Genomic DNA, 12879 nt, shown 5'->3' on the forward strand with positions numbered 1-12879 from the left:
CCTATTCACGTTGCACAACGCACGCTGTACGGTTACCTCTCATTCTTGACCACTCGCCGGTCTGCCGCTTCCATTCCCCGATGTACCGCTCTAATGAATCCTCCAGTGGCGGCAGCAAGGAGCCTCGCTCCGTGCCCAGCACGCTATAGGAGGGCCGAGGTGCAGCCAAACCGAGGTCTTTGACATCGCAGTCTTCCACGAGGTCGGCATCCATGGCTACCATCGCGGCGGTCTTTCTGGCGAGCTGGCCCCACGTGACCGTTCCCTCGTTGGCTAAATGCCATACGCCTCGCTCACCGTCAATCAGCAGGTCCAGGCTCGCATCGACGAGGTCCGGAACATAGGTTGGCGATACGACATTCCGGCTTGTGCGGACGGGGCGGCCAGCACTGAGGTGCCTGATCGTCGTCGTGATGAAATTATAGTCGTCCCAGGGACCGAAAAACGCGCTCGTGCGGATGACCAGCGCCGACGGCATGAGTCCCAAGACCTGCCGTTCGGCTTCCGCCTTGCTCCGTCCATAGACGTTGAGCGGGCCGGGTGCATGGCTCTCCATATACGGAGTTGCGCGCGTGCCGTCGAAGACCAGGTCCGAAGAAAATGTCAGCAGTTTCATGCCGAGGCGTCCGCAGGTGGCGGCCAGGGTGGCGGCTCCCGCCGTATTCACGCGAAGGCAAACATCACAATCGACTTCTGCCTCATCGACCCGCACATACCCGGCGGCATTCACGACGGCCCACGCGCCGCACGCCTCCAAGGTCGTCCGCACGGCCGGAGCATTGGTGATATCCAGTTCCTGGCGCGAGAAGGCACGACAGGCTAAGCCTCGCGTCTCGGCAATTTTAGTAAAGGCGCGTCCCAACGTGCCGCTCGCTCCTAGGATGACCAAGGGCCGGATATGACCACGTGGCTTGGTATGAATCGCCGCCGGAGTACTGAGGATGTAAAGGGAAGGGCCGTACGGCTCCTCTTGTTTCTCTGTTGTCCCTCCCACCGGCGGGTAGTGAAATCGGGACGGCAGCCGCCACCAGCCTTTCGTCTCAAGCACGGGATGGTCGAATCGCCCGCCTGTCGCCAGCGCTTGCATCATGGCTGCGATAGCGGTCGGGCGAGGCTCGGGCCCGCGAATATCGTACACGCCGGGCTCGTAAAACCCCTCCTCCTCTACGACGAGCCGGTTCCAGTCATACGCGCCCAGCAACGACCACACCGTCACCGCGCGAACATCGACCCCTTGGCGTCTCACCTCCCGGCAATCGTTCCATGCCTCCATCAGCCAGCGTAGCTGCTCCTCACGCGTACATCCGAGATGCACCTCCGTGATGGCGACCGAGCGTCGGTAGCGGTTCCATAGGGACGACAGGAGGTTCCCAAAACCGGCGATCCCGGGCTCCCATACCCGGACCGCTTCGATGTCGGCATACCGATCGCGTCCATTGTCGCCATGCGACCAAGCCGGGTAGCGCTCCGTGCGTTCATCCAACAGCCGATCGCTCGTCAGATAGTAATTCATTCCGATCACATCCGGCGTACAGGTATTGTCTAAGAACCATGTCACGTCCGCCTCCGGGATGCCGGCATGGATGATGCGGTTCCAGAGTGGATGCTGCTGATCGACTCGCCCCGACAAGAGATCTAAGCTCAGCAACCTTCGTTGGTTCTCAAATTCTGCCTGATACGCCAACCGTGGCGTGCTATAGGTCACACCGAAATCTTCCGTCTGAATAAGCTCGGCGTTTGGGTTCACGGTACGGATCGCCCGCATCGCGAGGACCACTGCCCGGCACTGGACGAGCAAGGCCTTTAAGAAGGTCGCGGTGTCCCGGCCATGCGGATACCAGTGCCCGTAGAGCCCGCTGAAGCGGGCCGTCGTCAAGGGTTCGTTGACCGGCGTATAGGTCGACACCCAGGGATAGCGGGTTGCGACCGCGAGCGCATACTCCGCGAGACGCTCAGGAAGAGCGGGATCTACCAGACTCGTGCTCGGCGGACCACTGCCATGGTGGAGCAGCCCGACGATCGGCCGTATGCCCAGCATGCGGAGTCGCGCGAGCCGTTCATCAGGCCACTCCCAGCGTGCGGAACCCAGGCCGTTCGGCGCGGTCCGTTCCCACAGGATGGGATATCGAATAGCCTTGATCCCGAGACCGGCGAAACGATTGAGATCCTCCACGCGCTTATCGTGTCCGTTTCTAACCGATTGATCGAAATACCGATCGCCGACGCGATTAACGGTACACTCAACGCCTGCCCATAGCTCCATTGTGATCTCCATCTCCATTCGGCGTGAACACAGCATTGCCGAGCCTCTCGGCGGACGAAACGGTCTGCACAAGTGTCTGACGGCGGATGCCCGTCAGGGTCGTACAGAGGGATAAGGCCTGGGCCACGACTTGATCCATGTTGTAATACTTATAGGTGGCGAGCCGCCCCACGAAATGCACGCCGTCGGTTTCGTCGGCCAGCGCTTGATATTGTCGGTACAGCTCGGCATTCTCTGGACGCGGAATTGGATAATACGGGTCGCCTTCGGCCTGCGGGTATTCATAGACGATGCTTGTCCAGGGATGGTGTTGCCCAGTCAGATACTTGAACTCGGTGGATCTTGTGTACGAGTACTCGTTGGGATAGTTCACGACCGCCACCGGTTGATGTACGGATTTTGGGAGCGATTCGAAGCGGAACTCCAGCGATCGGTACGGCAGCTTGCCATAGCGGTAATCGAAAAACTCGTCGATCGGGCCGGTGTAGATCATCTCACCATACGGAATCACGTCTTTGATTTCCTGATAATCCGTATTCAGCATGAGTTTGATATTCGGGTGAGAGAGCATGCGTTCGAACATGCGGGTATACCCGTGCAACGGCATTGCCTGATACGTATCGGAGAAATACCGATCGTCGCGATTCGTCCGGACCGGGACGCGGGCCGTCACTTGGGCATCGAGCTGCGAGGGATCCAAAGCCCATTGTTTACGCGTATAGCCCCGAAAGAACTTTTCATAGAGTTCCCGCCCGACCTTACTCACGATGACGTCCTCCGACGTCCGGATCGTGGCGACAGGCTCGGCCACTGAGGCGAAGAATGTTTGCAACTCGAATGACGTCAGGTTCATGCCGTACAAGCGGTTGATCGTGTCGAGATTGATAGGCATTGGAAGCAGCTGCCCATCGACGCTGGCCATAACACGATGCTGGTAGGGCCGCCACATCGTGAAGCGGGAGAGGTACTCGAACACTTCACGGGAGTTCGTATGAAAAATGTGTGGCCCGTACTTATGCACAAGAATCCCGTGCTCATCGTAATGATCGTAGGCATTGCCCGCAATGTGCGGGCGCTTGTCGATGATCAACACGCGTTTGTCGAACCCGGCGGCCAGGCGCTCCGCCAACACGCTGCCGGCGAATCCGGCTCCCACTATCAAATAGTCGAACATGGTCACCTCAAAGCGGCTCTCGCCGTGGTCTCGGCCATGAGCGCTTCAATGCGACTCCACGTTTTGTCCCACGACTGATCCTTCAAATGTTCATCGATGCGCATGATGCGCGCTGCGGAGTTGTCCTGCATACTGAGTTCCACCGCGGACACAAATGTGTCCACAGTATCGGCGATGCGGACGAGGCCGCATTCGCCATAGGACCGAACGACATCCCGAATGGATGTCGACACGACCGGTTTCCCGGCGGCGAGATACTCCGGTGTCTTCGTCGGACTGATGAAACGGGTCGCCTCATTGCGCGCGAACGGCATCATGGCGACATCCCACCCGGCCACATAGGTCGGTAAGTCCTCATAGCGTTTGGCACCCAAATAATGGATGTTCCTCGCGCGAGGCAGGATCGTCGCATCGACCTTGATTACCGGGCCGACGAGTACGATCTGCCAATCCGGCCGTGCCCTTGCCAACCCGTCGATGAGCGCAAGATCGAGCCGTTCGTCAATGACGCCGTAATAGCCGATACGCGGAGCGGCGATCCCGCGCTGATCCTCGGGTTGCACGGGGCACGTGCGCGCCGCGGCGAAATGGTGGACATCGACCGCACTCGGGAAGGCATGGACATTGTGGTGCGCGTCACGTTTGGCCTCATAGAGGCTATGGCCGCCGGTCAATACGAGGTCGCAGCGAGCCAGGAGTTCGGCTTCCAACGTGCTGAGCCCGAGAGGGGCGCCTGCAAAGGCCGACAGTTGGTCCATGCAATCGTAGATCGCGGAGACAGGGGACAAGTGTCTAGTAAACGGCAAGGCCATCGGGGTGTAATACCAGAGGGTGTACTCGCTGATGCCTTGCTGGCGGAGCAAGAGGTCCACGAGCGTCCGTTGCGCCTCCTGCAGCGCGTCGCCCTGGATGTGTTCGGGAATCCGAGGGACAACGACCCAGACATTGGCCGCCGGAGTGGTGATCTCCAAGGCCGCCTCGCTCCCGGACCGGACTGGTTCCTCGACGACGAACACTCGTCGCGCTCGTGCGGCGCGCGTCATCAAATGTTGCGGCCGCTGGAACACCCAGTTCCACCGCAAATGTGTCAGGCACACGACATCCGCGCATGAACGGTCCTGCGGCAAATCCTCATCGCCTACTATCATGTATTCACCTTTCTTAGGCTGTTGCGTTCACGTTGGTGCACATTCGTGGGCAGCAGGACGGTCGGAACGCGGCCACAGCGTTCGCGGTACGCGCGTGCAATGCGTGGAGCGATTCCGCTTGCTGTGTCTGCACGAGCCGCCATCACCACCGATCCCCCAAATCCGCCGCCTGTCAGGCGTGCCCCATACACGTCCGGCTCCGCGCGAGCCAGATCCACCAGCGCATCGATTTCGTCTGTAGAGACTTCGTAGTCGCGGCGCAATGACTCATGTGAGGCATACATGAGCTGACCGAACTTCTCCGCGTCTCGCGCCTCTAAGCACCGAACTCCTATCAGAACCCGATCATTTTCTGTGACCACGTGACGGGCTCGGCGGCCCAGCCGCTCTGGCAGCGATTCGATTCGCGCCAGGGTTCGTTGTCGCGGCTCCCCCTCCAGGGCGCGCAGGTGAGAAATTCCAAGCAATCGGCTGGCCTCCTCGCACTCCTCGCGCCGCTGCCGATACGACCCTGTCGCATGGCTGTGATCCACGCCGGAGTGAATGATGATCCATTCGGCTGCGAGTGGAAGCGGGATGTGTTCGTATCGCAGGGACATCGTATCCAGAAGCAATGCGCGGCCCGCCATGCCGAGGGCACAGACCATCTGATCCATGACACCGACGGGGGCGCCGACAAAGTCAGTCTCGGCTCGATGCGCCAAACGCGCAATATCCGCATCCGTCAACGTCAGTCCCATCGCCTCACGTAAGACGCGGAACACCGCCACCAGTAATGAGGCGCTGGACGATAGGCCCGCCCCCAAAGGCACCGTCGACTGAAGCGTGAGGTCGAATCCCGTCAATCGTTGGCGCTCTTGGCCGAGCAGGTGCGTGACGCCTTGGACATAATCAACCCATGCTCCCTGACGTGCCTCAGTGCCGAGTTCGTACGTATGGGACGATTGCACGGCAGCGACGTTCCCCGACCATACGTGCACGGTTTGGTCAGTGCGCAAGGCCAGTTCCGCTCGCGTGCGTTGCGGAATGACCGTCGGCAGGACATACCCGCCGTTGTAGTCGGTATGGTCACCCATGAGGTTCACGCGGCCGGGAGCGCTCGCCTCGAACTCGCTCCTTCGTCGAAACACCGCCTTAAAATCCGGCACACCCGACTCCTGTACAGCGGATGAAGAGTTACTCATCGAGATGCACCGCCACTCCTTGCAACTCCAGTGCCTTTACTTCAGGGAGCGTATCGGAGGTAAACACTCCCGCGCCTAGCTCACTTCCTGCCAAATATTTAAGTCGGCCCGGCATGCGATAGGCCGAATAGCACTCGATATGGAGATGGCTCTCGGGATGGGGCCGGCCATCAGTCGGGGCTTGATGAAACACCATGACATAGGGAAAGGCGATGCCCCATAACCCGTCATATTTCAGGAGCACGGTCTTTAACGCACGGGCAAAGTCGCGCCGCTGGACGGTTGAAAGTGAGGCGAGTGAGGCGCTGGGCTGTCGCGGCGCGATCCACACTTCATAGGCATAACGCGCACACGCCGGGACAAACGCGACCGCCTCCTCGCCTAAATAGAGCAGCCGTTGGCCATCAGTGATTTCTGCGTCAATATGGTCCTGCAGCAACCCCCGCCCGTGCGCACGGTAGTAGTCGGCTTGGTGCTGAAGCTCCAGTGCGGGAAGCGGGGGCACGAACGGGTAGGCATAGATCTGTCCGTGTGGGTGGGACAGCGTCACGCCGACCTCCATCCCTCGATTCTCAAACGGAAAGACATACTGGATGTCGTCACGGCTCCCTAACTCGCGATATCGGTCGGCCCATATTTCAAGGACGAGCTCCACATGCGAGAGCGAAAGGCTTCCGAGCGAGCTGTGGGGGTCCTGTGTAAAGACGACCACCTCGCAGACGCCGACTCCCGATCTCGTTTCCATCATACTCGGAGGCGGCGGCTTGGCATGTGTTGTCATCGTCGGGAACAGATTCTCAAACACCGCGACATCGTACGTTCCTCCCGGCAGCTCCGTCGGATTTCGCGCATCAGTAGTTGGTGCGAGAGGACTGTACTCAGGAGGAGGCAGGAACGTCCGCTGCTGCCGATGTCCCGCATAGACGACCCATTCGCCGCGCAGCGGGTGCCACCGGAAGTGACTGGCCGGTTCATTCCGCCCTAACGTCGGTGAAGGAATGGGGGTCGAAATCTCAATCGGCGTGCGGCCGTATAAGAGGAGTGTCCGCCCATCCGGCTTGGTGTACTCGCGCTTGTACACCGGATGTTCAGCGGGCCCGATGACGGTCATGCCATCGGCTCCCGCCGTTCGGGCGGGCCAGGGAAATCCCACGGTGCCACGCTGCCCCGCGTCGCCCGGGCTATGTCCTCGAGGGGAAATTTTGGTGTGCGATCGGCATACAAGAGCCCATTGGCCTCTTGATAGGTGTCGGTAAATTGTGTGTAGCAGAAGCCGGCGAGCAACTGAAGACCATGGACGACCCCTAGCAGGTCCGTGTAGCGTCGCCCGAAGTCTTTCGGGGTGTCGCAGTGGGAATAGCCCCAGGTCGAGCCCTCCCGCAGAGCGATGCCGCCGAATTCCGAGAGAACGACGGGGTGATTGGCTTGCTGATGACCTTCAAGCAGCAGCAGGCGACCGCCCGGGCGCTCGTGCTGAAAGAGCCGGACACGGACGTCCTTTGCATAATAGCGTCGCGCCATGCGTTGAGGATCTTCATCATAATCGTGGATTCCGATGATGTCGGTTGCGACGCTTTCCCAGCCGTCGTTGCCGATCACCGGTCGAGTCGGATCCAACGTCTTCGTAAAATGATAGAGTGCCTGGACATAGTGGCGCTCGGCGGCATTGTCCGGAAGATTGGGCACGCCCCATGACTCGTTGAAGGGCACCCAGGCGGCAATGCAGGGATGGCTGTAATCCCTCGCAATGACTTCTTCCCATTGCCGTTTTACCCGGCTGATCGACCGAGAGGTGAAGCGATAGGCGCTTGGCATTTCTTCCCACACCAGCAGGCCGAGGTGATCAGCCCAATACAGATAGCGCGGATCCTCGATCTTTTGGTGTTTGCGGACGCCATTGAACCCCATAGCCTTGGCCAATTCCACATCGAGCCGCAAGGCTTCGTCATCCGGAGCCGTGAGGCCGGTCTCCGGCCAGTATCCTTGGTCCAGGACCAGACGCAATTGATAGGGGCGGCCATTGAGTACTACGCAATCACCCTGTACCGAGATCTCACGCAATGCGGTGTACGTCGTCACCTGGTCGATCAGACGGCCATCGTTCCCCAACAAATGTAGCTGCACGTCAATCAGCGTCGGCGAGTTGGGGCTCCACAGCAGCTCGTTTCGTGAATCGTCGATGCCGGGATCGGACAAGGCAATGCGCCGATGGACATCCTGTCCGACGACGACATACGTATCGTCCGCAATGATGGTATCATTGGCCAGAAACCTCGCGCGCAATCGGAGTGGTTCCGCTCGGCGGCCCTCAATCACCACGAGCGAATCAATTTCCCAGCGCGTCAAACTGGACGTGAAGCGGACCTCAGCGATTCTCGTTTCGGGCACACGCTCGAGCCAGACCGTTTGCCAAATGCCGCTGGTTCGTGGATACCAAATCAAGTGCGGCTCCCGTTGCCAATCTTGTTTGCCCCGCGGCTGCTCCAAATCTTTGGGGTTATCGCGCGCACACACCACGATCTCATGTCGTCCTCCGCCATGGACCCACTCGGTCACGTCGACATGAAACGGGGTATATCCGCCTTCATGGATCGCAGCCCGGGCGTTATCGATCCATACCGTGGCGAGATAGTCCACTGCGCCGAAGTGCAATAGAAGCCGCTCGCCGAGCGCGAGCCGGGGTGGATCGAAACCGCGCCGGTACCAGCAGGCTTGGTAAAATCCGGTGTCTCCAACGCCGCTTCGCTTCGTCTCAGGAGCGAAGGGAACATCTATCGTGTCGTTCCAACGCACGTGTAACGGGTGTGACCACTGGGCATCCCGGTCCAATGCAAAGTCCCACGGCCCATTGAGGTTGATCCATTCGGATCGGGACAACAGCGGCCTTGGATACGCGTGCACAGAATTGCTCAACAGGACCGACCTGCTTGGAAGCCAGAGAACCGCGAGAGCATACCGTATCCATTGGTCATGCTGCATTGTCGCAGATGGAGACGGACGGGAACGACCGGTGGAGCGGAAGTCAGGCGGCAGGTGGGAAGATAGCACCTTGTAGGCGGCGGTTCGGATCTCTGAGGCCGAACTCCATCTGCCACACCACCGGGAAGGGTGCGACGAGGCATTCGGCGGCGGCTGAAGAACCTTGGCAATAAAGCTTTTCACTTCGCGACTTCGGTCTCGACACCAAAGATGACCAGCGGTTTGCCTATGACCGGTTCCACGGGATAATGCAGCATCTCCGATAGGACTCGATTCGCTTCGAGGATGACGCCGCGGGCCATCCGTCACGCCATACCCGTCAGGCGCGATTCGAAGAGTTCCGGTGGCAATCCGCATGGGCTTACTCCACGGCCTTCTCGGTCGCGTGGCTTTGCTGGGCACCGTTTCTTCGGCAATCTTGAGCGCTTCCACAGCCGTGTCGGGTGTAGAGGAACCCACGCTCGTTCGCTCGTTCAGGGCCCCCAGAAGGAGGCATGGTCAGCAAGCTCTTTCGAATGTCGGTCCGGATGGGATCAACGGCTGTCGGCGTCCGCGGGACACATTCATCCAAGGACCAGACGAACGACTGCTTCTCGAAGCACCGCAATCGTCCTCGCTTGGAGCCGCCTGCGTAGGCGGACCGTTCGCCGCAATTACAGCTTTCTTCCACGGACGATTCTATCCGTCGCCGATAGCGTTCGGCGGACGAGGGCAGTAGGGTGAAGCATGTGTCCAAAATGTTCTGAGACGAGATTTGATCCATACGGGATCTTTTTGGCGTTGTACCGGTTGCGCATTGGCGATCACTGATCAAGCATTGCGCCGCGAAAGCGATCGTGTTCCCGCTCGTCGCTCAATCGAGAGCCGTATTCTCATGCCAGACACACTCATGAGACAAGCTGATTTGGCGGAGGGGTATCGGCATTTCAGCGCCATCTGATAGACCCTTGAGCCTCATCCTGATGCGGTCAGCAACTCTCAAGGGAGACATTCTATGCGCCGACCCGTCGTAGTGATCGTAGCGACTGTAAGCCTTGTGTGCAGCATCGGAGTCTGGGCCGCGGACAAGTCAACCCGCCAGGCGCCCCAGGCGTACGGACAGGAAGAGAATCTGGCGAATGGTGTTATTGGGGTATCGCTCCATGTAGGAGCGGATCGAGTCGGAGATCCGGCCGTCCTGTACGTCGCGATGGTGCATCCGCAGGGTCCCGCCCAGGAGGCAGGTTTAGCCCACGGAGACGAGATCACAAGCGTGGATGGGGCGGCGGTATCCGGTAAGAGTTATGAAGAGCTCGTGAAGATGATCCGCGGTTCAGCAGGTACCGTCGTCAGGCTCGGGGTGAAGGGCGAGGCCGGTACGCGCGAGGTCTCGGTTACTCGGGTACCGAGCGAAACCCTTGCCCAGGGGCCGGGGGGGTCGCGGCACAGCCCAACCCCGTGACCATCTCGCCTTCGGAGTCTCCCTGGTGGCGCTGTGAACGTGCCGTCATGTCACGCCGCTCGGGATAGGCCGCAGAGAGAGCATCGGTACGCCACCTGGTCATGATTTCTCCTATCCTATTCCTCTTGTCTTGTCGAGCGGGATTGGTGTTGCCTCGCATGTCACGCCGGATGTCCCGGCTGCCGTCCGTACCTCGGTCCGATTAATGGTCCATAAGCGGGCCGCGCGAAACGTCGCCTATTGTCTGAGAGGAGCGTGGAGTTTCCTGATAGCACGGTCAGGCGACCCTCGCTCTCAATGTTCACCTTGGGTCTGTAGTCTCGCCGAATGGTTGGACGTGATTTGGCGCAAGAAGCGAGGGTCGATGTATGCGCTCGACGTGACCGTCGGTGCCGTCGTTTTGAGCAACTATCGCAATAGTGTTCAGTGTCGGAGCGTGGCGGTGAACCGCCGGTTTTCGCACGAAGGCGACAAGGCTCGCTATGAGGTCTTGGCGCTAGACGACCTGCTGTGGCTCCGGACAATCCCTTCCTGAAAGGCGCCCTCGTGTCCGCATGTCCCTTCATTCCATCGGGTGAAGTCGGAAACCACGGTGTATGGCCACAATTAGCCTAAGTCATATTGTGAAACGGTACGGACAGACGGAGGTCTTGCACGACGTTTCGCTCGACGTCGGCGAATCTGAATTGATGGTCTTTGTCGGTCCATCGGGGTGCGGCAAATCGACGCTGCTGCGGACTATCGCCGGGTTTGAAAGGCCGACTGCCGGCGACGTCGCGATAGACGGCCGCGTGGTGAACGATAGGCCGCCGAACCAGCGGGGAGTGGCGATGGTCTTTCAGAACTATGCGCTATACCCACATATGACGGCCGGGGACAACATCGGGTTTGCGTTACGGAACCTCCGAGTACCGGAATCCGATGTGCGGCGACGGGTCGCCGCGATCGCGGAGATGCTGCAAATCCAGTCCCTCCTGCAGCGCCGGCCTCATGAAATGTCGGGCGGTCAGCGTCAGCGTGTGGCGATCGGCCGTGCCTTGATACGGGATCCCAAAGTATTTCTCTTCGATGAGCCACTGTCGAATCTCGATGCTGCTCTACGTGTGCAGATGCGAGTGGAACTGGCCCGTCTGCACCAACGGTTGAGCGCGTCGATGGTGTACGTGACCCATGATCAAACCGAAGCCATGACGCTGGCGGACCGCATGACCATTCTCAATGCTGGTCGCATCGAGCAGATCGGCCGCCCTGTGGAGGTCTACCGGCATCCGATCAATCTCTTCGTCGCGGGATTTCTTGGCGCGCCTCCCATGAATCTCCTTCCCGGCGTCGTGCACGCTGCACGAAACCACGAGGTGCACGTCCGTCTTGGCCATGGCTTTATCGTCCACGTGGACGCCGATGCCACTGCGCTCACGCCTGGCGCGCCGGTTACGGTCGGGGTCAGACCGGAGCAGCTCCGGATTGGTGCGCCTGGCGACGGCATGGTGGGTGTGGTGAGCGTCGCGGAGCGTCTTGGGCATCGTACGCTCCTGTATGTGGCGCTCCGGCACGCAGCGTCCGTCTCGGACGGGAGCATGCCGGACATCATTGTGGAGGCCGGGGCAGCCGAGTCCGTCGATGAATCGACCATCCCAAAGCCCGGGGACCACATTCATGTCAGTGCCCCACCACAAGCCTTGCACCTCTTCGATTCCAGGGGACGAGCTGTGCCGGCTCTCGGGGAGCGCACTGCCTCTGTTCCCGAAGCGATGGGACAGTAGCGCGGCATGCAGGCCCGGCGCTTTAGGCAACATCGGAATATCTATGATGCCGCGGTGCTCCTGACTCCGTTTGTAATCCTCTACGCGGCATTTCTCGTCTATCCCTTTTGCAAGGGGCTGTGGATGAGCTTCCATGACTGGCCCCTGCTCGAGCCGGCCGGCACGGAACCGGTCTTTCTTGGACTCGGAAACTATGGCGAGCTCGTTACGGATACAGTGTTCTGGACCTCACTGCTTCACACGCTCGAGTTTACCCTCTTGGCGGTGCCGCTCATTACCATCACCGGATTAGTATTGGCGCTCGGATTACGTCACACTCGACGGGGCTCAGCGGCGATGCGCGCCGTCTTTTTCACCTCGGGCGTCTTCTCCGTCACCGTGGTCACGCTGATCTGGCTCATCGTCTTCAATCCGGTGCGAGGACTGTTGGGGCAGGCCTTCTTCGCGATGGGACTGACCCCGGTCGATGTCCTAGCCGACCGACGGTTCGCGATGCCGGCTCTTGTCGTGACGACGCTATGGTGGTCCGTCGGGCTTCCCATGGCGCTGTTTTTGGCCGGCCTTCAACATATTCCCCCCGCACTGTACGAAGCCGCGGAACTCGACCATGCCAGCAGCTGGACAATGTTTCGACGGATTACATGGCCCGGCTTGACGCGCACGACATGGCTGGTCGTCTTCATTGAAGTCGTGATGCATTTTCAAGTCTTCGGGCAGGTCCTGCTGATGACCCGGGGAGGTCCTGCCAATTCAACTCGGGTGCTCGTCCAGCATATCTACGAGAGCAGCTTTCGCGACTGGCGAGTCGGGTATGCGTCCGCCGCCGCCATGGTGCTGTTCACTGTCCTGCTCGGCGTGTCCCTCGTGCAGTTCCGCATCTTACGACAGGACGACTAGCGGTGCTCGCCGGAGGAAGAAGAGGGGAAA

General features: G+C 59.9%; 12 protein-coding genes. 4 read left to right on the top strand and 8 right to left on the bottom strand.

Annotation, left to right across the window (positions count from 1 at the left end):
• Position 1: 1 nt before the first annotated feature.
• From ACWHYZ_RS03640 to ACWHYZ_RS03675, 8 genes are all read right to left on the bottom strand, one after another.
• Positions 2-2263, bottom strand: coding sequence for a family 1 glycosylhydrolase (locus ACWHYZ_RS03640; RefSeq protein ID WP_447985933.1), 2262 nt, complete (start codon positions 2261-2263; stop codon positions 2-4).
• On the bottom strand, positions 2241-3437 hold the full coding sequence (glf, locus tag ACWHYZ_RS03645; RefSeq protein WP_447985934.1) for a UDP-galactopyranose mutase: 1197 nt from the start codon (positions 3435-3437) through the stop codon (positions 2241-2243). Before glf ends, ACWHYZ_RS03640 begins: the two co-directional genes overlap by 23 nt.
• Positions 3438-3439: 2 nt before the next feature.
• Positions 3440-4585 carry a glycosyltransferase family 1 protein gene (locus ACWHYZ_RS03650; protein ID WP_447985935.1) on the bottom strand — a complete coding sequence of 382 codons (1146 nt, stop codon included), beginning with the start codon at positions 4583-4585 and terminating at the stop codon, positions 3440-3442.
• On the bottom strand, positions 4582-5733 hold the full coding sequence (galK, locus tag ACWHYZ_RS03655) for a galactokinase (RefSeq protein ID WP_447985936.1): 1152 nt from the start codon (positions 5731-5733) through the stop codon (positions 4582-4584). Before galK ends, ACWHYZ_RS03650 begins: the two co-directional genes overlap by 4 nt.
• Before the next feature lie 28 nt (positions 5734-5761).
• Positions 5762-6850, bottom strand: coding sequence for a galactose-1-phosphate uridylyltransferase (gene galT, locus ACWHYZ_RS03660; RefSeq protein ID WP_447987511.1), 1089 nt, complete (start codon positions 6848-6850; stop codon positions 5762-5764).
• Between the two features lie 26 nt (positions 6851-6876).
• A complete protein-coding gene (locus tag ACWHYZ_RS03665; protein WP_447985937.1) occupies positions 6877-8670 on the bottom strand; it encodes a glycoside hydrolase family 2 TIM barrel-domain containing protein in 1794 nt (597 codons plus the stop codon).
• A gap of 257 nt (positions 8671-8927) precedes the next feature.
• Positions 8928-9050: a hypothetical protein gene (locus ACWHYZ_RS03670; protein WP_447985938.1), complete on the bottom strand. Its 123-nt coding sequence runs from the start codon at positions 9048-9050 to the stop codon at positions 8928-8930.
• Positions 9051-9109: 59 nt separating this feature from the next.
• Positions 9110-9511, bottom strand: coding sequence for a hypothetical protein (locus ACWHYZ_RS03675; protein ID WP_447985939.1), 402 nt, complete (start codon positions 9509-9511; stop codon positions 9110-9112).
• Positions 9512-9742: 231 nt separating this feature from the next.
• Here ACWHYZ_RS03675 and ACWHYZ_RS03680 point away from each other — a divergent pair, with 231 nt between their 5' ends.
• From ACWHYZ_RS03680 to ACWHYZ_RS03695, 4 genes are all read left to right on the top strand, one after another.
• Positions 9743-10189: a PDZ domain-containing protein gene (locus ACWHYZ_RS03680; RefSeq protein ID WP_447985940.1), complete on the top strand. Its 447-nt coding sequence runs from the start codon at positions 9743-9745 to the stop codon at positions 10187-10189.
• Between the two features lie 337 nt (positions 10190-10526).
• Positions 10527-10724, top strand: a complete 198-nt coding sequence (locus tag ACWHYZ_RS03685; RefSeq protein ID WP_447985941.1) for a hypothetical protein — start codon at positions 10527-10529, stop codon at positions 10722-10724.
• Between the two features lie 61 nt (positions 10725-10785).
• Positions 10786-11952: an ABC transporter ATP-binding protein gene (locus tag ACWHYZ_RS03690; protein WP_447985942.1), complete on the top strand. Its 1167-nt coding sequence runs from the start codon at positions 10786-10788 to the stop codon at positions 11950-11952.
• A 6-nt stretch (positions 11953-11958) separates the two neighbouring features.
• A complete protein-coding gene (locus ACWHYZ_RS03695) occupies positions 11959-12849 on the top strand; it encodes a carbohydrate ABC transporter permease (protein ID WP_447985943.1) in 891 nt (296 codons plus the stop codon).
• The last annotated feature ends 30 nt before the right edge of the window (positions 12850-12879 follow it).

The organism is Nitrospira sp. Nam74 (genome assembly GCF_965152615.1).

What these genes read in the sequence shown, in the direction of transcription:
- ACWHYZ_RS03675 (WP_447985939.1), bottom strand. Translation starts at nt 9,511, where the DNA reads ATGGATCAAATCTCGTCTCAGAACATTTTGGACACATGCTTCACCCTA.
- ACWHYZ_RS03670 (WP_447985938.1), bottom strand. Translation starts at nt 9,050, where the DNA reads ATGGCCCGCGGCGTCATCCTCGAAGCGAATCGAGTCCTATCGGAGATG.
- ACWHYZ_RS03680 (WP_447985940.1), top strand. Translation starts at nt 9,743, where the DNA reads ATGCGCCGACCCGTCGTAGTGATCGTAGCGACTGTAAGCCTTGTGTGC.
- ACWHYZ_RS03650 (WP_447985935.1), bottom strand. Translation starts at nt 4,585, where the DNA reads ATGATAGTAGGCGATGAGGATTTGCCGCAGGACCGTTCATGCGCGGAT.
- ACWHYZ_RS03640 (WP_447985933.1), bottom strand. Translation starts at nt 2,263, where the DNA reads ATGGAGCTATGGGCAGGCGTTGAGTGTACCGTTAATCGCGTCGGCGAT.
- glf (WP_447985934.1), bottom strand. Translation starts at nt 3,437, where the DNA reads ATGTTCGACTATTTGATAGTGGGAGCCGGATTCGCCGGCAGCGTGTTG.
- ACWHYZ_RS03690 (WP_447985942.1), top strand. Translation starts at nt 10,786, where the DNA reads ATGGCCACAATTAGCCTAAGTCATATTGTGAAACGGTACGGACAGACG.
- ACWHYZ_RS03695 (WP_447985943.1), top strand. Translation starts at nt 11,959, where the DNA reads ATGCAGGCCCGGCGCTTTAGGCAACATCGGAATATCTATGATGCCGCG.